The organism is Massilia sp. 01N410 (assembly GCF_056399665.1).
In genome coordinates, this window is sequence record NZ_JBFTRV010000016.1 from 19,414 (window position 1) to 43,191 (window position 23,778).

General features: G+C 57.8%; 20 protein-coding genes. 2 read left to right on the forward strand and 18 right to left on the reverse strand.

Going from position 1 to position 23,778, the window contains the following annotated elements; genetic code table 11:
• Positions 1 to 6: 6 nt before the first annotated feature.
• The 7 genes from AC1DOP_RS19670 to AC1DOP_RS19700 form a co-directional block, all read right to left on the reverse strand.
• Positions 7 to 1,233 (reverse strand): O-antigen translocase, encoded by a 1,227-nt coding sequence (locus AC1DOP_RS19670; protein WP_442123423.1) that lies wholly within the window; start codon positions 1,231 to 1,233, stop codon positions 7 to 9.
• Between the two features lie 20 nt (positions 1,234 to 1,253).
• On the reverse strand, positions 1,254 to 2,378 hold the full coding sequence (locus AC1DOP_RS19675) for a DegT/DnrJ/EryC1/StrS family aminotransferase (protein WP_442123422.1): 1,125 nt from the start codon (positions 2,376 to 2,378) through the stop codon (positions 1,254 to 1,256).
• Positions 2,379 to 2,666: 288 nt separating this feature from the next.
• Positions 2,667 to 3,065: a sugar 3,4-ketoisomerase gene (locus AC1DOP_RS19680; RefSeq protein ID WP_442123421.1), complete on the reverse strand. Its 399-nt coding sequence runs from the start codon at positions 3,063 to 3,065 to the stop codon at positions 2,667 to 2,669.
• A 23-nt stretch (positions 3,066 to 3,088) separates the two neighbouring features.
• Complete coding sequence (rfbA, locus tag AC1DOP_RS19685) at positions 3,089 to 4,003, reverse strand: glucose-1-phosphate thymidylyltransferase RfbA (protein WP_442123443.1); 915 nt, start codon at positions 4,001 to 4,003, stop codon at positions 3,089 to 3,091.
• Positions 3,970 to 5,037 (reverse strand): dTDP-glucose 4,6-dehydratase, encoded by a 1,068-nt coding sequence (rfbB, locus tag AC1DOP_RS19690; protein ID WP_442123420.1) that lies wholly within the window; start codon positions 5,035 to 5,037, stop codon positions 3,970 to 3,972. Before rfbB ends, rfbA begins: the two co-directional genes overlap by 34 nt.
• A 77-nt stretch (positions 5,038 to 5,114) precedes the next feature.
• Complete coding sequence (locus tag AC1DOP_RS19695) at positions 5,115 to 6,344, reverse strand: GumC family protein (protein ID WP_442123419.1); 1,230 nt, start codon at positions 6,342 to 6,344, stop codon at positions 5,115 to 5,117.
• Between the two features lie 34 nt (positions 6,345 to 6,378).
• The gene (locus tag AC1DOP_RS19700; protein ID WP_442123418.1) at positions 6,379 to 8,766 is read right to left on the reverse strand and encodes a polysaccharide biosynthesis/export family protein; all 2,388 of its coding nucleotides are present in this window, start codon (positions 8,764 to 8,766) and stop codon (positions 6,379 to 6,381) included.
• Positions 8,767 to 9,081: 315 nt separating this feature from the next.
• On the opposite strand from AC1DOP_RS19700, the gene AC1DOP_RS19705 reads away from it, so the two are divergent.
• Positions 9,082 to 10,269, forward strand: coding sequence for a hypothetical protein (locus tag AC1DOP_RS19705; protein ID WP_442123417.1), 1,188 nt, complete (start codon positions 9,082 to 9,084; stop codon positions 10,267 to 10,269).
• Between the two features lie 73 nt (positions 10,270 to 10,342).
• Here the strand turns inward: AC1DOP_RS19705 and AC1DOP_RS19710 are convergent, their stop codons facing one another.
• The 11 genes from AC1DOP_RS19710 to AC1DOP_RS19760 form a co-directional block, all read right to left on the reverse strand.
• Positions 10,343 to 11,329: a fumarylacetoacetate hydrolase family protein gene (locus AC1DOP_RS19710; RefSeq protein WP_477252899.1), complete on the reverse strand. Its 987-nt coding sequence runs from the start codon at positions 11,327 to 11,329 to the stop codon at positions 10,343 to 10,345.
• Between the two features lie 38 nt (positions 11,330 to 11,367).
• Complete coding sequence (locus tag AC1DOP_RS19715) at positions 11,368 to 12,426, reverse strand: phospholipase A (RefSeq protein WP_442123415.1); 1,059 nt, start codon at positions 12,424 to 12,426, stop codon at positions 11,368 to 11,370.
• Positions 12,427 to 12,878: 452 nt separating this feature from the next.
• Positions 12,879 to 13,829, reverse strand: a complete 951-nt coding sequence (locus AC1DOP_RS19720) for a GNAT family N-acetyltransferase (RefSeq protein WP_442123414.1) — start codon at positions 13,827 to 13,829, stop codon at positions 12,879 to 12,881.
• A complete protein-coding gene (locus AC1DOP_RS19725) occupies positions 13,826 to 14,317 on the reverse strand; it encodes a GNAT family N-acetyltransferase (protein ID WP_442123413.1) in 492 nt (163 codons plus the stop codon). Before AC1DOP_RS19725 ends, AC1DOP_RS19720 begins: the two co-directional genes overlap by 4 nt.
• Before the next feature lie 253 nt (positions 14,318 to 14,570).
• Positions 14,571 to 15,302: a pseudouridine synthase gene (locus AC1DOP_RS19730; RefSeq protein WP_442123412.1), complete on the reverse strand. Its 732-nt coding sequence runs from the start codon at positions 15,300 to 15,302 to the stop codon at positions 14,571 to 14,573.
• A gap of 192 nt (positions 15,303 to 15,494) precedes the next feature.
• A complete protein-coding gene (locus AC1DOP_RS19735; RefSeq protein WP_442123411.1) occupies positions 15,495 to 15,815 on the reverse strand; it encodes a hypothetical protein in 321 nt (106 codons plus the stop codon).
• 137 nt (positions 15,816 to 15,952) lie between these two features.
• Positions 15,953 to 16,843, reverse strand: a complete 891-nt coding sequence (gene galU, locus AC1DOP_RS19740; protein WP_442123410.1) for a UTP--glucose-1-phosphate uridylyltransferase GalU — start codon at positions 16,841 to 16,843, stop codon at positions 15,953 to 15,955.
• Positions 16,844 to 16,869: 26 nt separating this feature from the next.
• Positions 16,870 to 17,859, reverse strand: coding sequence for a S49 family peptidase (locus AC1DOP_RS19745; RefSeq protein ID WP_442123409.1), 990 nt, complete (start codon positions 17,857 to 17,859; stop codon positions 16,870 to 16,872).
• A 15-nt stretch (positions 17,860 to 17,874) separates the two neighbouring features.
• On the reverse strand, positions 17,875 to 18,246 hold the full coding sequence (locus AC1DOP_RS19750) for a Rieske (2Fe-2S) protein (RefSeq protein ID WP_442123408.1): 372 nt from the start codon (positions 18,244 to 18,246) through the stop codon (positions 17,875 to 17,877).
• On the reverse strand, positions 18,243 to 18,902 hold the full coding sequence (locus AC1DOP_RS19755) for an HAD-IIIA family hydrolase (RefSeq protein ID WP_442123407.1): 660 nt from the start codon (positions 18,900 to 18,902) through the stop codon (positions 18,243 to 18,245). Before AC1DOP_RS19755 ends, AC1DOP_RS19750 begins: the two co-directional genes overlap by 4 nt.
• Positions 18,902 to 19,870: an RluA family pseudouridine synthase gene (locus AC1DOP_RS19760; RefSeq protein WP_442123406.1), complete on the reverse strand. Its 969-nt coding sequence runs from the start codon at positions 19,868 to 19,870 to the stop codon at positions 18,902 to 18,904. The genes AC1DOP_RS19755 and AC1DOP_RS19760 overlap by 1 nt, the downstream gene beginning before the upstream one ends.
• Before the next feature lie 722 nt (positions 19,871 to 20,592).
• Here AC1DOP_RS19760 and AC1DOP_RS19765 point away from each other — a divergent pair.
• Positions 20,593 to 23,778 (forward strand): Rne/Rng family ribonuclease, encoded by a 3,186-nt coding sequence (locus tag AC1DOP_RS19765; RefSeq protein ID WP_477252904.1) that lies wholly within the window; start codon positions 20,593 to 20,595, stop codon positions 23,776 to 23,778.

Genomic DNA, 23,778 nt, shown 5'->3' on the forward strand with positions numbered 1-23,778 from the left:
GATTCGTTATTTAGCGAAATATTTCAATGCCTTGTATACGAAGGCGAAATAAAGACAGTAATTGGCCGCATAAGCGAGATTTGCGCCGGCCACACCATATTCAGCGACGAAAAACCATGTCAGCACCGGGAAACTAATTCCAAATAATATTTCCGTCCCGATGAACCATTTAGCGGCACCGCGCGAAAGCATAGGGAACGCAAATAGCCAGCTAAAAATCTTGACCACGTCGCCTATCAATTGAATCGCGAACAGGTCACGCGCCGGCCGAAATTGTGCGGTAAACAGCAGATTGATTGCGACGTCACGCAATAAATAAATCCCAATGGCCAAAATCGACACAACGGGAATGGCCACCCGACTGACCGACAATATTTCCGCCCGGATGGCTTGGTAGCCTGAAAGGGTGGAAAGCCGCGGCAGATAATAGGTAGACAAGGCCATAGTGATGACGCCGAGATAGACCTCCGATATCTTGTACACAGCTTGCCACTGTCCGGCCTCCGTCCAGCCAACCCTGCTGATCAAAATATTGCGTACCACCACCAAAGATACGGGAGCGCAAATTGCCGAGACGACTGCCATCGCAACGTAGCTACCTACGCTGCGAAAATGCGATCTATCCACACTGCCGAACCAGAGGCGCAAGCGGAACCAAGGTTGACGCACAGCCCCCAGCAACATCACAACGCCAGAGATACCGGAAAACAATGCTGCGGCCAATAGGGCACCATCTAGCTGCCGAGTGTAAGCTAGGGCCAGCATAACTGCAGTCGCAATAACTACGGATATGGTACTGAGACCGATAAAGCGCCTGTATTGCTGTTGACCGTTAATTACCGAAGCAAGTAGCGTATTCAGCGCGGATAGCGGCAATACGATTCCAACGAGAACGATCACCCAAGCGTATTTTTGCTCGCCGAACAGCAGTGTTGCCAACGACTTGGCACCGAAGCATACGACTGGAACCGTCAACAGAAGGATGAACTGGAGCCACCGTACGGATGCGCGCCACCACGGCCGGCAGGCGTCGAATCCGCTTGCATCGTGCTCGGCTGTATAACGCACGAGCCCATTCCCGACTGGTGCCGCGACAATTCCATTGAGAGCAGTAATGATGCTCTGCAGTTGGCCAAGCATCGCCATGCCGCTCGGACCGGTCTGGATCGCGACTACTTTCGCGACAATAAAACCGCTGCCGATGCGCAGTAGGGTGAGCAGCCCACTGAACATCGTTACACTTATTAAACGCTTCACTTGCAGCAGACTTTTACTCGTGCGATTACCTGCTCGATCTGGTCATCTGTCATGGACGGTCCCATCGGCAGGCTGAGGACTTCCTCGTGAATCTGCTCGGCCAGCGGGAGGTCGCCTTTCTTGAGTCCGAGCTCGGCATACGCCGGCTGAAGATGCGGCGGAATCGGGTAATGAATCATCGTACTAACCCCTGCTTCCGCCAGTTTCTTCTGCAAGTTATCGCGATTGATGCTACGCACGACATACAGATGCCATACGTGGTCGCCGGTATTCGCGCTCTTTGGAAGAACCAGACCGGTATCGGCAAGCTCCTCGTTATAACGCGCAGCAATAGCTTGCCGACGCTCAGTTTCCTTATCCAGAAACGGTAGCTTCACGCGCAGCAATGCCGCTTGCAACTCATCCAGGCGACAGTTGTATCCTTGCACTTCGTTATGGTACTTGCGCTGTGATCCATAGTTCAATAGCACTCTGACTTTGTTAGCCAGATCGGCGTCATTCGTCGTTACCCCGCCAGCATCGCCCAAAGCGCCCAGATTTTTGCCGGGGTAGAAGCTGAATCCGGCCGCATGTCCGAGATTGCCAACGCGCTTTCCCTTGTATAGCGCGCCATGCGCCTGAGCGCCATCTTCAATAACCTTGAGATCGTACTTTGCCGCGATCCGCATGATCGAATCCATGTCCGCCGCTTCGCCATAAAGATGAACGACGATGATCGCCTTGGTACGTGGCGTAACGGCAGCTTCGATGCGCTCTGGATCGATATTGTATCCGCCGTCAATAGGCTCTACAGGCACTGGAGTTGCGCCGGCATAGGTTGCGGCAAGCCAAGTCGCGATATAGGTATTGGAGGGCACGATGACTTCGTCGCCGGGTCCGATCCCATATCCGCGCAAGATCAGGTGCAATGCGTCGAGACCATTGCTGACGCCAATTGCGTGCTCGGTACCGCAATACTCGGCAAATTCCTGCTCAAATGCTTTCACCTCTGTACCGAGTATGTACCATCCGGACTGCAGAACACGATCGAATGCCACTTTGAGTTCAGCCTCATGGGCAAGATTAATCGCTTTTAAATCGAGAAAAGGAATCAATTTATAACATCCATTCATAAAATTCATGCAAGAGGCCACGTCCACCTAATCCCTGATCGTGGTCGTTCAAGCCTTGATTTGACCGCCATTTGCCGTTTTCAGTAGATACACATGGCTGAAGTATCCATTCCTTACCAGCAGGACATGATCTTAGGAATCCAGTCGAGTTCAGACGGATTGCGAAGGTAGCCACAGCATGTCCATATAAATACTGGCGGAACAGCATAACCGACATACTGCGAATACCTCGCCTATCCCAGGTTGCTGATCACGCTTTGGGCCGCGAGAGCTGCGTCGAGGATCAGGATTTCTTGCTCACTGCTTGGCAAGTTCCACAAACTCGTCGTAACCACGAATGTAATCCGACTCATCATAATGACCGTCTGCTAGAACCATCAATACACAATCTTCGGAAAAATCATACATTTCGTGCCACAACATTGGAGGCAGCAGCAAGCCTTGGGCGGGATTGTCCAACAGCAGATCTATCTTTTCTTTACCATCGTCCAGATGGAAACGGCACGAGCCACGGACTACAATCGCCAGTTGCTTCAATTCACGGTGCGCATGAAAACCACGACGGATGTCGCTTTTGGTTTCGAACAAGTAGTAAACTCGACGAATCGGAAAGGGGACGTTGCGTTGATCTTCAAGAGCGACGAGGCGCCCTCGTTCATCGCCGTGTTTTTGCAGCTGTACTAATTTAATTTCCATCTGAAGTTTTTTTCTATCTAGGATTACGCAGCAATACTGATGAGATACTGGCCATAACTTGTCTTGCACAAGTTTTCGCCTGCCCGACGCACGGCTTCTTTACTAAGCCAACCGTTATGCAAAGCAATCTCTTCCAGACATGCCACTTTATAGCCCTGTCTCGTCTCAATTGTTTCCACGAAATGTGCCGCGTCGAGCAAACTCTCGTGCGTCCCCGTGTCGAGCCACGCAAATCCACGTCCCAGCATTTCGACGCGAAGTTGCCCTTGTTTGAGATAGGTTTCGTTAACGCAGGTAATCTCGAGTTCTCCACGCGGTGACGGCTCGATGGATTTGGCGATGCGAATTACGTCGTTGTCATAGAAGTAAAGCCCAGTTACGGCAACGTTCGATTTCGGTGCAGCTGGCTTTTCTTCCAGCGAAATAGCGGTCATGTTGGCATCGAATTCGACGACGCCGAACCGCTGTGGATCCTTGACCGAATAACCAAACACGGTTGCACCAGTTTGCTGGGAAGCTGCGCGCTGCAACATCGGGCTGAAGCCCTGTCCGAAGAAAATGTTATCTCCAAGAACCAGGCAAACGTTGTCATCGCCGATGAATTCTTCACCGATCAAGAATGCTTGCGCCAGACCTTCCGGCTTTTCTTGAACCGCATAGGTCAGCTTAATACCAAATTCGGAACCGTCACCGAGCAATCGCACGAAGCCGGCTTGATCTTCAAGCGTGGTGATGATCAGAATTTCCTGGATACCCGCCAACATTAATACCGATAACGGATAATAGATCATCGGTTTGTCGTAGACTGGCAAGAGCTGTTTCGACACACCACGAGTAATTGGATACAACCGAGTGCCGGAACCGCCGGCCAGGACAATGCCCTTATACCGTTTTTTAGACACGTTCAACCCCGTCCGTCGTAATGCAGACCGATCCAGGTGCGATACGCACCACTGGTCACGTTTTCCACCCATTCTTTGTGGGTGAGATACCACTCAACTGTCTTGCGCAGCCCGCTTTCAAACGTTTCGTTTGGTTTCCAACCAAGCTCGCGTTCGAGCTTGCGCGCATCGATTGCATATCTCCGGTCATGACCGGGCCTGTCTTTTACAAAAGTAATCTGGCTCCTGTACGAATCGCCCTCAGCCTTAGGAGACAACTGGTCGAGAATGTCGCAAATAGCGTTAACGACTTCGATGTTGGCTTTTTCGTTCCATCCGCCTACGTTGTATACCTCGCCTACTTTTCCGGCTTCAAGAACGCGCCGAATGGCCGAGCAGTGATCGCGAACAAATAGCCAGTCACGGATCTGCCGACCATCTCCGTAAATCGGGAGATTTTTCCCAGCCAATGCATTATGGATCACCAACGGGATTAATTTCTCTGGGAAATGATAAGGGCCGTAATTATTCGAACAATTGGTGGTCAGCACCGGCAGCCCATATGTGTGATGGTAGGCCCTGACGAGATGGTCGCTTGCAGCCTTGCTGGCTGAGTATGGGCTGTTGGGCTCATAGCGGTTTTTTTCAGAAAAAGGGGCTGCATCTTGCGTCAGAGAGCCGTAAACCTCATCGGTTGAAACGTGCAACAGCCGGAACTCTGCCTGCCTGTCTGCAGGCAGGGCGTTCCAATGATGTCGAACAGCCTCGAGAAGATTAAAAGTCCCTACGATATTCGTTTCCACGAATGCAGCCGGGCCCACGATACTTCTATCGACATGCGATTCTGCGGCGAAATTAATGACCGCGCGAGGCTGATATTCTGCCAATAGCCGGGTTACCAGCTCAGAGTCGTTGATACTCCCCTTAACAAATACATGACGATTGTCATCGCTGACGGACCGTAGATTTTCAAGATTGCCGGCATATGTCAGAACATCTAGATTGACGACCTGTTCGTCGTTCACTTCCAGCCAATCCAGTACGAAATTACTGCCGATGAAACCGGCACCGCCAGTTACAAGAATTGTCATAATGCGTATTAAGGTTAATCTAATTAGCCGTGTTTTCACAGTGAGGCTGGTTTCGGACGGCGCCAGGAAGTCCTGACTTACCCTTTCCGGAGCCGCGAAACCAGCTCTGCCCACTTTCGAGCACTGGCTGGGTTTGCCAAGGCTTTTGCTTTGCTCTCAAGGGCAAATGCAGCAATCACAGCTGCTATAAAGCTCGCGATGACTGATGCCAGTACGATGAAGGCACGCTTTGGCTTGGCTCGACGCTCGGGCTCAACAGCCGGGTCTAGAACTTGAACGATCGAGGGGTCCTTGGCTTCGTCAAGACGGGCAGCTTCGTACTGCTTTGCCAGCAGTTCATACAGCATCTGGAAATACTTGAGGTCACGGAAACGCTGAATACTCTCCAATCCGCCCTGTTGTACGTTTGCTCCACCGCTTTCCGTAACACCCTGCTTCTCTTCATGGCCATTTTCAAGCTTCGACAATTGGCCTCTAAGGCTGTTAAGTTCTTCTTGAACGCGTTGGAACTCAGGATGGCTTGTTGTGACAAATGCACGCATGGAATTCAGTTCAATTTCCTTTGCAGAGATTTGCGCCCTCAACCGCGCCATGGTTTCAACGGCGGCTCGGCTTTCGACATCAACACTGACCACTCCATGTTGTTCGAGTGAACTCTTCAAGGCAATTTCCGCTTTCGCCAGCTTGTTTTTTGCGGACTCAAGCTCGCGCTCGAAGAACAAACGCCGTTGAGCAGCTTCGGTCACGGCCAGCGTACGAGTCAGGCCGAGTAACTCATCCACATATGAGTTTGCAAGCTTTGCAACGCGGTTCTGATCGCGATCCTCGACCTCGATGGTAATAAGCCCATCCTTCCCTGACGCGATTAAGGTGTTTTCGCTCAACCGCATCCTGGCACTCTCAGCCAATTCCGTCTGGTAGACTTTCTTGAGATCGTATTGGGCGATCAGACGATCGGCTATGGTCCGGCTTTTCAACATCCCGACGTAAAGATCGTTAGGATTTTTCAACCCGGCGACGCCAGCAGCCATACTCGCTACACCGCCGAATTGTGCAAGCAAGGCACTCGCACCGGATTGTTGTTGTTGCGGAGGTAGCAGTTTTACTGCCGCTTTATACGTCTCAGGCAAAGCAAGGCTTACTCCAGCAGAAACGACCGCTGCGATCAGCGGCACGATGCAAATCAGCTTTTTATGTTTAGCGAGAACGATCATCAAATCGATCAAGCCAAGCTCGCTGTCATTCTCATCGTGCGACGCTACGTCAGGTGGGACTTGTACTTCGCTCATGTTCCAGCGCTCTTCCATTCAGGTTGTTCTTGATGCAAAGTAATCTCGCGGATCAATTCCGCAGAGTTTTAATCGCCGCAGCACCAAGTCCAAAGTTCGCCAGAATCTGCGTCCACTCACGCGCACCCTGCGTAAATTTGGTCCACGCAGTCTGCCTGTCCAGCTTCTCAGGCACGACGATCGTATCCCCCGGCATCACTTCTAGACCACCGATCTTGCCAAAGAACCAGCCCTGCGAATCCGAGGACACCACGGTACCATCGACACGCAGCACGAAAGCGTTGTCGATATCCGCATCCGAGGTCGTACCCGCCATCTTCAGGTAATCCTTGACGCGGCTATTCGGGCGCCACAGTGGCGACGCCTCGACATTTACGGCGCCGAACACATGCACGAAGGCCGGCTTCGACGGCACCACCAGACGGTCGCCGTTCTGCAGCGTGACCTGCGGCAAGCGCGCGAACGAGCGCTCATTCGGATCCAGGCCGAAAGCAATACGGCCGGTCGGCTGCAGCTTGCGGAAGCGTGCAATGCGTTCTTCCGCGGTACGACGCTCGGTTTCGAACTGGGCGGTCATTGCGGCGGCTTCGGTCGGCGAAAGACCGCTCAGGTTGGCCAGCTGGCGCGACTGCTCGCTTCGCAGCTGGGATTCCAGACGGTCCGCAGCGCGCTGCAGGTTGGCCGACTGTTCCTTCTGTACTTCGTCGCGGTAGAAGCCGGTACCGAACAGGTAGGCGTTACCGGTCGGGCCGCCCGCCTTGGCGATCAGGCTCTGCAGGGTGTCGCCAGCCGTCATCTGGTACACGCCCGGCACCTTGACTTCGCCTTCGACGCGCACAAAGACCTGGCGCTTGTCCATCGGGACCGCCACGTCTTCCTGCGAGAAGATGGTAACGGTGTCGCCCGGCTGCAGCTGGATATTGTCCGGACCGGCCGGGTTGGAGAACACGGCGCCCAGGTTGAACGGGATCAGCTTGACGCTCAGGTCGCTGCGGTTGACGCGCTCGATGACCGCATAGTCCCAGTTGATCGGCGCGATCAGGTTGCCGATGCGCGAGGCGATCTTGGCCGCGTCCTGGGTCGTATCCTTTTCGTTGTCGCCGGCCGCCACGACATTGTTCTGGCGCTTAACCGATTCGCGGCTGATCAGGTATTCGCGGCTCGGGATCAAGTCGCTGACGCGCATGCCCTGCTTGAACGGCGCGCGCACCGGCTGGTCGACGTTACCGCGCAGCACCACGGCATTCGAGAAGTCCGGTGTGATCGACACCACGTTGAGCACGTCGCCGTTCTTCAGCGGACGCTGCAGGCCTTCCGGATTCAGCGCGAATTCTTCGACGCTACGCGGATGGCTCTTGTTCGGATCGATGCGTTCCAGATAAGCGCGGCGCGGATCGGCCACAACCGGCAGACCACCTGCGAAGTCGAGCAGGGATCCGATGCTGTCGCTGTTGTTCTTGAGTTCGTAAATGGCCGGGCTGTTGACCTTGCCGACCAAGGCCACATAGCCACCCGCCGGCGGGATATAGATGGTGTCGCCATCCAGCAGCTTGATGTCGGCCGACTTGTCGCCCTTGGCGATGAAGGAATACAGGTCGAGTTCCGCCGCGACCTTGCCGCCGCGTTTCACCTGCACGCGGCGCATGCTGCCGTTGGCGTTCGGACCGCCGCTCGCGAACAGGGCCGTCACCAGGGTCGACAGGCTCGACACGGTATAGGTACCCGGGCGGCTGGCCTGGCCGACCACGTACACGGTAATCGCACGCAGCTGGCCGAAGTTGACGCTGACCGTCACGCCCTTGTACAGGCGTGCGACGGCATTGCGGATCACGGTTTCGGCATCGCCGGCCTTGACGCCAGCCAGCACGACCGAGCCGATGGTCGGGATATTGATGGTGCCGTTACGGTCGATGGTGGCGCGAAAATCGATATCGATCGTGCCCCAGCCGCGGATGTTTAACTCGTCGCCCGGTCCAAGCGGGTAATCGCTCGGAACAGGGGAATTCTGGATCGGCGCAAACGTCGGCTGAGCGTTGGCGAAGAATTCGGAACCGAAAATCGGCAATACCTTGTTGGTATTATCTTCAATGAATTTCTGAAATTCGCTCAATGGCGCATTCTGATCCGCCATTCGCTTTTGCAGCTGGCGCGAATCCATTCCTTCCCGCGCGCCATTCGCTGCCGGGCGGCCACGGCCGGCCTGACCCTGGACTTGCCCATTTGCCTGATTCAAGGCCTGGGCACCGACCTGACCCGAGGGCGCATTCGAGATGGTCAGCCTGCGGGTCTGGGCAGGCGCGGCGGTGTTGACCGAGTCGCCGACCGCAGACGGCGTGTCCTGGCCGAACATGTCAGCCTTGTTGGTCGCCTCTTGGGCGGAAGCGGCAATAGCCGTCATGGCCAGCGCGACGGCCGTAAAACTCTTGGTGAACTTGAACATTGGTCTTGGAAGGAGTGGAGCGTGGACGCGTCTCAAACAGCCCGTCATTTTACCCGACAGCAATATGGTTGGGAAACCTTTTGTTGTCACCAGTTCTATGCATTTGTCGCCAAAGATGTGAAATTCGGCATATACACCACAGTCGAAATCCCCCTTCGATGGGTAATTAGCAGAAGCGCAAAACGCCCGGTATTTACCTGTGGATAGATTGGGATTGGCGAAGTGACATCCGCGTGATTTTTGGTGAGATTATGGGCACCCAACAAATTCACGCTCTGATTAATCGAACAGTAAATATGTTGAAATCAAAATAATATGAGTAGACATTTTGATATAAAAATATTTCAATTTTTCGAATTTCTTCGTACTGCCGGATTTTGGCTATTTCTGGCAATTGCGACAATTTCAAGCGCGGCCGTCGGTGCAAGCGAAACCACCGACGTCCTCGCCGCCCAGCGCGAAGCCGAAGCCCGCGCCGCCATCGCCCAGGCCGAACGCGCTGAGCTGCTCGCCCGCCTGCCACCCTCCTCCATCAAGCCCCTTCAGGGCAGCGTCGACACCGGCAAATTCGGCGCCGCCGGCCTGGTCAGGGCCTTCGACCTGGCCCGTGAGCTAGCCACAGAAGTTTGCGCCGCCCTGCCCGCCGGCCGCAAAACCACCATCTACGAGCCGGCGGCCGCCCAGGGCGTCCTGGCGGCGCGCCTCGTGCAGGACGCGATGGAGCGCCTCAAGGACGACCTGGGCAAGCAGAACAAGGAGCTGCAGCAGGCCATCGAAACGCATACGCCGCAGGGCAGCGCCGCCGCCGTCGCCTTCACCGTGCTGACGGCGGTGCCGGCGACGCTGAAGGCCGGCGCCGGTCTGGCCGCGCTGTTCAGGTCCGACGTGTCGGCGCAGGGCATCGGCTATGGTGACGGCGCCCGCGTCCTGTTCGCGACCGCCCTCGCGCGCAGCTGCCCGGAGCGGATCGCGGGACTTGGTGCAGGCTACCTGGGTGAGCTGGACGGCAAGCAGTACGCCGCCCTGCTCTCCCGCGTGCGTGCGCTGGCGGCGCAGCGTGGCGAGCTGGCGCAGCGGATCGCGGCGCTGAACCGGCTGGCCGATGCCGCCAAGGGCGAGGAAAAACGCGAGCTGTCGGCATTGGCCTCAAACGCCGGCGCGCTGCTGAAGACCGTCGACGCCTTCATCGACTCGCTCAAGGCCGGCGAGGCGGGCGAGCGCAGTCCGCTGTACAACGCGGCGCGCTACCTGGGCTATGCGGCGCGCACCGAGGGGGCGCCGGTGCTCGATTTCGACTTGCGGCTGGAGGGGATGAGCATCGTGAAGGATGCCCTGTTCACGGGGCAGAAGCTGCGGCTGTCCGGCGTGGCCTTCCTCTGGTACCGGGTGCATGAGGCGGATGGGCGGCTGCTGGTTGCGGATGTGGTGCGCAGGGTTTCGCGGCCGGTGGAGGTGGATTTACGAGGCGATGAAGTTAGTGGGGAGTTTTGGGGCGGTAGGTAATTGGTTACTCAGCATGGATTCCCGCTTTCGCGGGAATGACGATGGACGCGGGAACGACGGCCATACGGTTCGGTTATGGTTCCAGCCGCGCCACCTTCTGCTCGATCACCCCGAAGATCGACTTGCCCTTCTCGTCCAGCATCTCGATGCGGATCGTGTCGCCGAAGCGCATGAACTGGGTGACCGGCTGGCCGTATTCGATCGTCTCCAGGCAGCGCTGTTCGGCGATGCAAGAGTAGCCCTTCGAGGCATCCTTGTTCGACACCGTGCCCGAGCCGATGATGCTGCCGGCGCGCGCGTTGCGGGTCTTGCAGAGGTGGGCGATCAACTGCGGAAAATTGAAGACCATGTCGACGCCCGCATCCGGCTGGCCGACCAGGCGGCCGTTCCAGGTCGAGCGCAGCGGCAGGTGGACCTTTCCTCCCTTCCAGGCTTCGCCCAGCTCATCCGGCGTCACCGCCACCGGCGAGAAGGCCGTTGCCGGTTTCGACTGCAAGAAGCCGAAGCCCTTCGCCAGCTCGGGCGGGATCAGGTTGCGCAGCGAGACGTCGTTGGCCAGCATCAGCAGGCGGATCTGCTGGTGCGCCTCGTCGGGCGTGGCGCCGATCTTGACGTCCCCTAGGATCACGGCCACTTCGGCCTCGAAGTCGATGCCCCACTCTTCGTGCGCCAGCACGATGTCGTCCATCGGGCCCAGAAAATCGTCGCTGCCGCCCTGGTACATCAGCGGGTCTTCCCAGAACGAGGCCGGCATCTCGGCACCACGCGCCTTGCGCACCAGCTCGACGTGGTTGACGTAGGCCGAGCCGTCGGCCCACTGGTAGGCGCGCGGCAGCGGCGCCATGCAGCGCGCCGGGTCGAAGTCGAAGGGGCGGCGGGCGCGGCCGGCGTTGAGCTGGTCGTAGAGTTCCGCCAACTGGGGCGCGATGAAGGCCCAGTCGTCCAGCGCGGCCTGCAGGGTGGGCGCGATGCCGTCGGCAATGTGGGCGGTTTTCAGGTCACGCGAGACGACGGCCAGCTGGCCGTCGCGCGATCCGTCGTTGAGGGTGGCGAGTTTCATCTCGCCATTGTAGTGCAGCCTGGACGGCTGCTGGCCGCTCAGAAGGTGCCGAGCAGCCCCACGCCGACCACGTTCTGGTAGTAGTTGTAGTCGATCAGGCTCTGGCCATAGCCGGAGAAATACTGCAGATAGCCCTTGAAGTGGCCGGCCAGCGGGAAAGCCCAGCTGAGCTGGACGGCGCCGCGGTTCGTCGAGAAATTGCGGCGCAGCAGGGCCGAGTAGTCGTGTCCGTTGTTGCGGTAGGTGACGGCCAGGTCGCCGCGGCCCATGTAGTCGACGATGTTCGGGTTGTTGTCGTCGCTCGCCGCTTCGTTGACGCGTTTCCAGACCCGTCCCAGCACGGTAAAGCCGGCGCGTTCGAGGCCGAGCTGGGCATAGACCCGGTTCCAGCTGCGCGACAAGGTCGAGGCCTGGCCGTTCGACTGGTGCACCACGCCAAGGTTGAGGTAGCTGGCGTGCATGCCCAGCACGTCGAAGTTCAGTGGCATCACCGCCATCAGCTCGGGCTGGTAATTGGTTTCGCGGAATGGACTGGATGCCTGGCGGTTGCCGGCCTGCCAGAAACTGTTCTGCGTATAGCCGAACCACAGGTCGACCGGCTTCTTCCCGATGTCTTCCAGCACCTTGGTCTTGAAGCTCAGCTGGTACACCAGTTCGTTGTGCGCCAGGTCGGTGTTGAAGTCGGCAAGGTTGCGGAAGGGCCGGTAAGGCGCATCGTTCGGATGCGCCGTGCGCGTGATCATCAGGTAGGTCGCGTTGTGCGGGCGGAAATTGAAGACGCCGCGCTTGTGCTCCCGGTCCAGTTCCCAATGGTCGGCCAGGCTGAAGCCGCGGGTCTTTTCGGGCGAGAGGTCGAGGGCCGACTGGACTTCGCGCTCGGATTGCGCCGCAGGCGGGCTGGACACGGCTGCGGCCGCTTGTGCGGGCGCCGGGCTGACGCCGGCGAGGCGGTCATAGCAGGCCAGGCGCTGGGCGGCGTCGGTGATCTGTGCACAGCCGGCCAGGTCGGGAACGCCCTGCTGGGCCAGGGCGGAATTAACTACGAAGAGTGCTGAAACGGAGAGAAATCGGTACGTTTTCGGAGATGTCGATATCATCTTGCTGAGTTGCTTCAATAATAAGATGACAAGTGTCGCGGAAAAGGCTGTTGTGCGTCGCACGACACCGCCGCTGCTCCCGAAAGGCGGAGGCGATGCCGAGAATCAAGATTAATAATGCCAGAAACAATGCGCTATTTCCAAGACGCTGGCTTCTTAACGCAGGTCAGTAGCGCTATTCCACCTGCGTGAACAGCCGGGCTGGACAATGCCCAGCACAACGGTCCGCCGGCGCGCGCTATTTCAGCACCAAGAAATGCAGTAGTACCTGCTCCAGATAACACCAATGCTTTCCTCAGCCCAACGATTCCAGTGTTAGCGCCCAACAGGGATAGTGGAGTGCCGTGCAGCTTCTGGAACAAACAGCAAGCATGACACGAGAAACTCAGGTCTCACGAAAGTATATTGAACACACTACGGGTTTACTTCCTAAATTTGGAGAAATAAATCAACTAGAGAACCCACTCGTAGAAATCGTGCACTATACCCCGCCCACCAAACCCTTCTTTCTGGGCGATCAATCCTGTGTTCAGAACACGTCCTTGCTGTTCCGTCGAAATTCCAAAACTTAAAAATTTCTTATCGGAAAAGTATTTTTCAACTAAATTCAGCAATAAATAATCCAACGCACCTATCTGCCGACCTTCATCAGAACTTGCTAAATATTGCGTATGAACCACATGACCACAGTCATAGGCGAGACATGCAGCATACAACCGGCCGCCAATTAATGTCCCGAACAATCGGATCTGTTCCGGGAAACGTGCCTTCAATAATTCGAGCTCGCCCACCGAATGCACCGGAGCCGCACCAAACTTGCTCAGCACATGCGCGAGAAGTGCGTGAAATTCGTGAAAACTATTTAGTTCAACAGCGACTGCCCCGGCTTTCTCAGCCTTCCTTGCAGTATTTTTTCGTGAATCGCTGAGTTTAGGCCGATGTGCGATTTCAATCACGCTAGACAGGTCTCGCCTGACCAGGGATGCTCCGACTCGCGTCAGTGCATATAAATCTTCATCGGCAGGGTAAGTGTGAAATATCTGCGGCACAACTTTGTATAAAATTTTACGCTTACCATTTTCGCGAAAATAATTGCCTATCGCCTCAAAGATCTCTAGCACAGTTGCCGCATGAACGTCTTTTCCGTATAGCAAGCCCCCGTATGTCAGGCCACCATGGCTATAAACTTGATCCTCTACGACATTACAAGGGAATGCAGCAATTACTTTACCGTTTTTAAATATCAGGATCGAATGATCGACGAAGCGATCCGCATGATAGTCTACATAGTCGCGATAATGCAAAAATGTGGCATTCTTGGCTTTATCGACAAGAGCATCCCACGTGGGCTTTAATTCAACCTTATATCGCACCAGCTCAATCTGATTTTTTTGATCGTTCATGTAATATTCCGGCAATCAATGTTGCGCTCCATCCAATCAAAATCCTGATCCGAATCATATTTATTGAATCGCATCCGCCCATACAATCTAATTGCGGCAACATTATTTTTTAAAACCTTGAGATATATTCGAGATAGCCCCGCATTAGTCGAAAGCTCAAGCACTTGCTGCATCATCCAAGTACCAATACCGCTCCCCCAAAGCTCTTTTGACCCAATATATCCCCAGTACTCCCCATTGCGGTCGCGAATATTTTTTACTCCAAAAACACCTATGGGTTTGTCATCCAGCTTGACGCCCCAAATCAAATAATCTTTCTTGGAAGCCAAACTAGAATACCACGCCAATTGCTGATCACGACTAAAATCTGGTGTGGCTGTAAGCGCCTTTGTCTCTGGGTCATTTAACCACTCCCAAGAACAGTTGAGAAATTCTTGGGTGTAAGGCGAAATACTCAACCTCAAAAAATCAATTCTTTCGTTCGGCATTCAATTTCTCCAGCGCATTAAATTCGCAGAAATCACATAAAATTGCATATATCTCTTTTCCAACAAAATTCAGAAATTTTCTGAATTTCATTATGGAAAGTACACCAGCGCGTTCAAACGAAAATTCATCACATCTGTTATCAACCCTAGCCTATTCGAATCAGATTACATTCCTCTGCGAACAGTCTTATAAGTAATAATTTCTACGTGGGAAAATAAAATAAAAGGGTCTGAAAACTGTGTGTCAAAATCATTACGACAGTATCAGTTGAACCTGCGCCAGCAAGCCCAGTTGATCTTGCTCCAGATAGCACCACTCCCCTTCCTTCAGGCCGAGCGATTCGAGCGTCAGGCCGCCGATCTGCGAGCGGTGCAGGGCCACGCAGTGGTTGCCGGCTGCAGCGAGCATGCGTTTGACCTGGTGATATTTCCCCTGTTCCAGCACGATCTCGAGCTGGTGGTCGCCGCGCTGGACGCAGGTCAGGGCCGCCAGCGGAGCGGGCTCATCAATCAGCTGGACGCCGGCCAGCAACTGGTCGACCAGTGCCTGGGTCACCGGCTCCTGCGTCCTTGCCTGGTAGACCTTCGGCACATGACGCTTGGGCGAGGACTGGGCGTGGATGAAGGGACCGTCGTCCGACATCAGCAGCAGGCCGGTGGTGTCGTGGTCGAGGCGGCCGACCGGCTGCACTTCGCGCCAGGTAAATTGTTCGGGCAACAGGGTCAGCACGCCGGGATGGTGGCTGGGCTTGCGCGAGCATTCGAAGTTGGCCGGTTTGTAGAGGGCGAGATAGACGCGCTCGCGATAAATCCACTCCTCGTCGAACACGGTCAGCACCAGGCCGTCGGTCTCGACCGTGGTCTTGTAGCTGGTCTGGACCTCGCCACCGATCGCGACGTCGCCGTCCTCGATCAGGGCGCGGCAGTATTTGCGCGTGCCGAAGCCTTGGGATTGCAGCACGCGGTCGAGGGAAAGTTTGCTCATGGGGCGGAACTTTAACAGAACGGATGTGTATGGCAAAGATCAGGTAGTTCCACTGTTTGAATCGGTAGCAAAACTACGTTTGACACGCGTCAATGCCACATCAGTTTCCATTGCTACACTGAAGCCTCGTTAGGAATCGACCTACAATCGTTGAGCGTAGGACTACCGTTCATCAACTTGTAGGATTAACACTCACCGATTTTTCAAACAAGAGATGAGGTAAATGTGCATATTGAAGAAGAAAAAAATCGCCCTCCCTTCCATGGAAAGGATTCCATGGATCAGGCATGCCATGTGGCGAGCGAGTACGCGGCGACGTTTCCAACCCGCCTCGCGCTGGCGCGCTGGACACGCGGTGGCGATACTCCCCATGTCTTTGCCTCCGCTCACAACGTACCCATGCGTGCCGCATGGTACGGCCAGGCCCAGCGCCAATTCCAGGCCTGGCTCGAGGATGGAGGTTTTCATGCCGAATAAATGAAAACGACGGCTTGCGCCGTCGTTTTCTCCCATAGCGGGATCCAACCTGAGGAATGGAGTTCACTCGAAACCGCCTTGAAGCGGGTCTGTAGGTGTAAGCTACAAAACAACTATAGCCGACACTTTGGAATTTTCAAGGCACATTGTTACGAGTCAGCGGCGGCATTGCATCAAATGATTCCACTACTAGCACCGATCTCGTCCAGGAACAATCGATAGGCTGCGCCCGTTTCCGGATGCCGTAAACCCATGGCAGTCATTGCCTTCAAATAGCCAAGTTTGGATCCACAATCATAACGCTGTCCGGCAAACCTATGGGCCAGCACTCGGTCAACTGCCATCAATTTGGCAATGCCATCCGTCAACTGAATTTCGCCTCCCGCTCCTGCATCCAGGGCTTCCAGATGGTCAAAGATGTGCGGCGATAGAACGTAGCGTCCAACCACGGCCAAGGTGGAGGGTGCATCAGCAGGATGAGGCTTTTCGACTATACCAGACACCTGCTCGATGTCGGGGCGATACGCGGATGTACTAACGATGCCGTACTGCCGTGTATTTTCGCGTGGGACATTCTGTACTGCCAGTATGCTGCATTTTTCGTAGTTGTACAGATCTGTCATCTGTGCCAAAACTGGCTTGTATCCTGGGGCCGCATCCATGAAATCGTCCGCTAATAGCACCGCGAAGGGCTCATTCTGGACGATAGGGCGTGCGCAAAGTACAGCGTGACCCAGACCAAGCGGGGCGGCCTGTCGGATATAAATGCAACTTACGTTTTTGGGGATCACCGACTGCACTAGATTAAGCAGCTCGTGCTTCTGCGCTGCTGCAAGTTCCGACTCGAGTTCATATGCCTTGTCGAAATGATCTTCGATCGCCCTTTTATTGCGGCCTGTAATGAAAATCATTTCTGTGATTCCAGCTGCTACGGCTTCCTCGACAGCATATTGAATCAAGGGCTTGTCAACGACCGGCAACATTTCTTTTGGTTGCGCCTTGGTCGCTGGCAAAAATCGGCTCCCCAACCCTGCTACAGGGAAGACTGCTTTCTTTATTTTCATTATTTCAATACTTATTAAAAACCAAATCAGCGAAGACTCGGAACCGGTCCCCGGTAAATCGAATGCACGGCGCCCGCCCCCACCGATGCGCCAAATTTCTTCAGCACACGCTCCGGCAAGCCTTCATGCGCGGTGTAGTCGATGATGTCTTCGGCCTTCACCACGTCGCGGGCGACGGTGTCGACGGTGCCGAAACCATCGGCCAGGCCCATCTCGACGGCCTTGGCGCCGGTCCAGTAGAGGCCGGAGAAGATTTCCGGATTTTCCTTCAGGCGCTTGCCGCGGCCGGCACGGACCACGGCGATGAATTGCTCGTGGATTTCGTTCAGCATGGCCAGCGCGTGCTGCTTCTGCTTGTCGGATTGCGGGCTGAAGGGATCGAGGAAGCCTTTGTTTTCGCCCGCCGTCAGCAGGCGGCGCTCGATGCCCAGTTTGTCCATCAGGCCGGTAAAGCCGAAGCCGTCCATCAGCACGCCGACCGAACCGACGATGCTGGCCTTGTTGACGAAGATCTTGTCGGCGGCCGAGGCGATGTAATAGCCGCCCGAAGCGCAGATTTCGTCCACGACCACGTACAGCGGCTTGTTCGGATAGCCCTTCTTGAGGCGCTGGATTTCGTCGACGATGATGCCTGCCTGCACCGGACTACCGCCTGGACTATTGATGCGCAGCACCACCGCAGCCGAGCCGGCGTCGGCAAAGGCCTTGTTCAGGGACGGGATCACGGTATCGGCGGCGCCGCTGCCTTCGTCGTCGATGCTGCCGTCGATTTCGATCAGGGCGGTATGGCGGCCGAGAGATTCGGTGCCGGAGCCGGTGCTGAAGTCGAAATAGGCCCAGATCGCGAAAAATGCCAGCAACAAGAAGGATAGCTTGAAGAAGATCCCCCAGCGCCGTGCAGCCCGCTGCTCACGCACCGTGGCAAACACGAGCCGCTCGAGGGTCTCGCGCTCCCAATAGCGCATTGCCCCTGGGTCATTCGCGTTCTGATTCTCGTTCCTGTTGTTTTCGCTCATAAATGTGTGCTTGTTTTACTTCGGCGGCTGGAAATGCTGGTCCGGCTGCCAATAGACGCCATCGCCGGATTCGCGCACGGCAATCGGGCGCAGCCTGCCGCCCCGGCATGGTCCACCGGTGCAGACCCCGGTTTCGGGCGCATAGATCGCGCCGTGGGTCGAACACATGAGGTATAGCTTGCTCGACTCGAAAAACTCGCCCTTGAACCAGTCCAGTTCGACGGGAACGTGGGCGCAGCGGTTCAGGTAGCCGTAGACCTTGCCGCCATGGCGCACCACGAAACCGGTGGCTTCATCGCCGAACGCGACCACCGGAAAGCGAACGCCATTGCCGCCGTCGACCAGGGCATCGGGCCCGCAGATATAGACCTCGTTTGCTTCGCTCATGCGTTCTCGACCAGCCACTGGTGGAGTTCAGGCACATTCTTTGCCGTGAAGACCGGGTGACATGCCTGCAGTTGCTGCACAGGATGCGCGCCGTACTCGACCGCGATGCCTGAGGCGCCGGCATTGTTGGCCATAAGCAAGTCGTGCGTCGTGTCGCCGATCATAACGGTGCGACGCATGTCTTGCCCCAGCTCCCTTGTCAATTCTTGCAACATTGCAGGATGCGGCTTGGAAAATGTCTCGTCCGCGCAACGGGTTGCATCGAAGGTCGACAGCAGTCCGCAGGCATTCAGGGCGCGGTTCAGGCCGACCCGGCTCTTGCCGGTGGCGACGGCCAGGAAATAGCCGAGCTGGGAGAGTTCTTCCAGCATGGCGGGAACGCCGCGGAATAGCACCAGTTCGTGGTCTTTTGTCAGGAAATGATAACGATACCGCTCCACCATGCGCGGATACAGGGCCGGGTCGATGTCCGGCATCACGGCCTGCATCGCTTCAAGCAGGCCGAGCCCGATGACATGCGCGGCGGCGGCATCGCTGGGAACGCTCAGGCCGAGGTCCTTGGCGGCGGATTGGATGCATTTGACGATGGTGGCGGTGCTGTCCATCAGCGTGCCATCCCAGTCGAAGACGATCAGGTCGAATTGCTTGCGTGCCATTATGAATGTTTGCTTGTCGGTTGCCCCAAGCTTACCAAGAAACGCTCGCATTCCGCCGGCAGTGGCGCCGTCAGGGTCATCGGCTTGTCGGTTTCGGGGTGCTGGAAAGTGATCCGGTACGCATGCAGGAACATCCGCTTGAGGGCTCCGCGCGTATTATTTGCCTTCTGAAGCTGCTTGTTCAATGCAAAATCGCCGTATTTCTCGTCACCTGCGATCGGGAAACCGCTCGATGCCAGGTGCACGCGGATCTGGTGCGTACGCCCGGTCTTGAGCTCGGCTTCCAGCAGGGCGAAGCCTTCCCAGCGGCGCAGCAGGTTGAACACGGTATGCGCTTCCTGGCCGCCGGCCTGCACCACCACGCGGCGCTCGCCGTCCGAGGTCGTGTACTTGTGCAGGGGCAGCTTGACGTGCTGGCGCGGGTTGGTCCAGTTGCCGCTGACCAGGGTCAGGTAGCGCTTGTCCGTCGTGCCGTCACGCATTTGCTCGTGCAAATTGGTCAGCGCCGAACGTTTCTTCGCTAACAACAATAAACCCGAGGTTTCGCGGTCGAGGCGATGCACCAGTTCCAGGAACTTGGCTTGCGGACGCGCCGCGCGCAGCTGTTCGATGACGCCATAGGACACGCCCGAGCCGCCATGCACGGCGACGCCGGCCGGTTTGTCGATCACCAGCAGGTGGCTGTCCTCATGCACGATCGCGAATTCGGCGCCGGGCACGGGAGCGCTGCCGGCTGCCTTTTCGGCGATGCGGATCGGCGGAATACGCACCACATCGCCCGTTTCCAGGCGGTACAACTGATCGATACGCCCCTTGTTCACGCGCACCTCGCCAGAGCGGAGGATGCGGTAAATATGGCTTTTTGGGACACCTTTACAAACACGCAGCAGGTAGTTGTCGATACGTTGCCCGGCTTCTTCTTCAGCGATTGTTACAAGCTGGACAGAATTTCTCTCTAAGTCCTTCATTTTGAATATATAATCGACAGGCGGCGGTCAAACCTCTGCTGGTGTAAGAATTAAAACGATATTTTACACAGGGGCGCCTTCGTCGACCCCGCAAAAATGCGAATTCGATGAAGAAAAAAAGGAATCTCGCGAAATCATAGCGAGCGGAAGTAGTGGTGACCGAGAAGCGCAGCTGTACGAAAGTACGGTGAGCATCGCTGGCCGCCAATGCGAAGCGCAGCAGGTTTGGTGAGATGACAAACGTGTACGCACATTCTTGCGCGCGCCAAGGTTGCACCGCAGTTGTAATCGGGTAGCGCGCAGGACTGCAGGATTGGATTGTTTGGAATCGTAAGGATAAGTACCGGCAAGCCAGGTTCAGCCTGGCTCGCCGGGTGATGGCGTCGATAACGCTTGTCGTTTTCGCCGGACCCGCTGCAAGGAGCCTCTCCAGGAATCCGCAGGCCAAGGCTGATAAGCGCCTGGCCCGGATTCCCGCTACGGTCGCCCCGCGGTCTGGCTGTGGTCGCTGTTAGCACCCGCCCCAAGGCCCTGGCGCCGCCCCGATCGGGCCGCGCCGGCCGAACAAGGTTGCGGCGTGCGCGCGACAATGACGTTCGATGCCATTTGCGCCCTGTGGCCGGCAATGCCGTGCCACGCTCCGGGCATACCACCGCCAACACTCCCCTCCCCGCGTACGTTTCCAGTAATTAAACGGTCCACGGGCCGCGGAGTTAATAAAAATGAAACGTATGTTGTTTAACGCTACGCAGCAAGAGGAGCTGCGCGTAGCGATTGTCGACGGCCAAAAACTGATCGACATCGATATCGAGACCGCCGGTCGCGAACAGCGAAAATCGAATATCTACAAAGGCGTCATCACCCGCATCGAACCCTCCCTTGAAGCCTGCTTCGTCAGCTACGGCGAAGACCGCCACGGTTTCCTCCCCTTTAAAGAAGTCGCCCGCTCGTATTTCCGTGAAGGTGTCGACGTCCGGAATTGCACCATCAAGGAAGCCCTGCGCGAAGGCCAGGAAATCATGGTGCAGGTCGAGAAAGAGGAACGCGGCAACAAGGGCGCGGCACTGACTTCCTTCATTTCGCTGGCCGGCCGCTACCTGGTCCTGATGCCGAACAATCCGCGCGGCGGCGGCGTCTCCCGCCGGGTCGAAGGCGAAGAACGCCAGGAACTGCGCGAGACCATGGACAAGCTGGACCTGCCGCAAGGCATGTCGGTGATTGCCCGGACCGCCGGCATCGGCCGCAACGTCGAAGAACTCCAGTGGGACCTGAATTACCTGATGCAACTCTGGCGCGCGATCGAAGGCGCCGGCAAATCGGCCCCCGGGGCCTTCCTGATCTACCAGGAATCCTCCCTCGTCATCCGCGCCATCCGCGACTACTTCCAGCCCGACATCGGTGAAGTCCTGATCGACACCGACGAGATCTTCGACCAAGCCCAGCAATTCATGAGCCACGTGATGCCCGACATGGCGCACCGCGTGAAACGCTATACCGACGACGTCCCGCTGTTCTCCCGTTTCCAGATCGAACACCAGATCGAGACCGCGTACTCGCGTACCGTCCCGCTGCCGTCGGGCGGCGCGATCGTGATCGACCACACCGAAGCCCTGGTGTCCATCGACGTCAACTCGGCCCGCGCCACCCGCGGTTCGGACATCGAAACCACCGCCTTTAACACCAACTGCGAAGCGGCCGACGAAGTGGCCCGCCAGCTGCGCCTGCGCGACCTGGGCGGCCTGATCGTGATCGACTTCATCGACATGGAAGTCGCCAAGAACCAGCGCGAAGTCGAACAGCGCCTGAAGGACGCCCTGCACCATGACCGTGCACGCGTCCAGATGGGCAAGATCTCGCGCTTCGGCCTGATGGAACTGTCGCGCCAGCGCCTGCGTCCTTCGCTGTCGGAAGGTTCGCACGTCACCTGCCCGCGCTGCTCGGGCACCGGCCACATCCGCGATACCGAATCCTCGGCTCTGCAAGTCCTGCGTATCATCCAGGAAGAGGCGATGAAGGAAAACTCGGCCGCGATCCACGTCCAGGTTCCGGTCGACGTCGCTGCGTTCCTGCTGAACGAAAAGCGCGGCGAAGTGCTGAAGATCGAAACCCGTCACCGCATCACGGTCATTTTGGTGCCGAACAAGCATCTGGAGACCCCGCACTACAAGCTCGAGCGCATCAAGCACGACGATCCGCGCCTGGAAGACGCCGCCTCCAGCTACACGCTGGCCGAGTCGGCCGACACCGACATGGCTTTTGCCAAGCGCCAGAAGGAAGAAGCCAAGCCGCGCCAGGAAGCCGTGGTCAAGACCATTACCCCGGCCCAGCCGGCGCCGATGGTGGAACGCCGCGAGCCGGTCAAGGCCGAGGCCGCTCCTGCCGCAGCGCCCGCCGCTCCGGTGGCGCCGCCGCCTCCGGCCGAGCAGGGCTTCTTTGCCAAGCTGCGTAACTTCTTCTTCGGCACCCCGGCGCCGATGACCCCGCCGCCGGCTCCGGCAGCGGCACCCGTCAAGCCGGCCGAGCCGGCAGCGGCAGCCGCCGAGCGCGGCAACCGCGGCCAGCGCAATGGCCGTGGCGGCCGTAACGGTACCGGTACCGGCAAGGGCCGTGAGCGCGAAGACCGCGAACAGCTCGCCAAAGGCGCGCCGGCCGACGAGACCGCCAAGCCGGTCGACGCCGAAGGCAAGCCGGCCCGTCCGCCGCGCAAGCCGCGTGAACCGCGCGAGCCGCGCGAAGGCCGCGAGACCCGTGAAGTGCGCGAAACCCGCGATCAGGCCGAGGCGCCAGCCCAGCCGGCCCCGCGCGCCGAGCGTGGCGAACGCGCCGAGCGTCCGGAACGTGCCGAGCGCCAGCCGCGCCAGCCGCGTGAGCGTGCCGAGCGCGCCCAGGTGGTCGAAGCCAAGGCCGACGAACTGAGCGTGGTCCAGGCTAGCGCCGCGACCACCGTCACGATCGCGACGACCGCTCCGAATGGCGATCAGGAAATCATCCAGGAGCAAGTGGTGAAGACCGTGACGGCCATCGGCCCGGACGGCGAGGAAGCCGAGACCGATGGTGGCGACGAGCCGCGCCGCCGCCGCCGTCGTGGCGGCCGCAACCGCAACCGCCGCGATCGCGACGGGGCCGACATCATCGACAACGAGAGCGGTGAAGAAGGCGCGGCACCGGCCTTCGCACCGGTTGCCGACGAAGAAGCCGCCAAGGTCCAGGCCGAAACCAAGGCTGCGAGAGCCAAAGGCGCCAAGCCGGCCAAGGCTGCTGCTGCCCCGGGTCCGTGGCCCTTCCCGACCGCCGCTTCGGTGAAAGCCGCTGCCGAGAAAGCCGCGGCCGAACACGCCGCAGCCGAACAAGCCGCAGCCCGGGCACGTGCCGAAGCCGCGGCAGCAGAAGCCCTGCACGTCGCCGCCGCACAGGCAGCAGCCGAGGCCGCTGCCGCAGAGGTGAAGGCATCGAACCAGGGTGCGTGGCCCTTCCCGACCGCGAAATCGGTCGCCGAAGCCGCTGCCCGTCACGCTGCCGCCATGGCGCCGGTTGCTCCGGCTGCTCCGGTTGCTCCGGTTGCTCCGGCACCGGCTCCGGTTGAAGCCGTGGCTCCGGTCGAAGCCGCCGCTCCGGCTGCCCAGCCGGTCGTGATGCCGGCGCCGGTGGCGCCGGTCGCCTCGGCCCCGGCTCCGGTCGCAGCCCCCGCACCGGCTCCGGCTCCGGCTCCGGTTGCCGCTGCCCCGGCCGATCTGGGCGAAACGCTGGCCCAGGCCGGCCTGCAACTGGCATCGACCGATCCGGAAAAGCTGCGCGCTGCCCAGGAAGCGGCCGCCCAGTCCCAGCAGCCGGTCCGTCTCGGCCGCACTCGCAAGCTTGCGCCGCCGCCGGCCCAGGAGCCGCTGATCCAGGTGGATACGCGCCAGTAA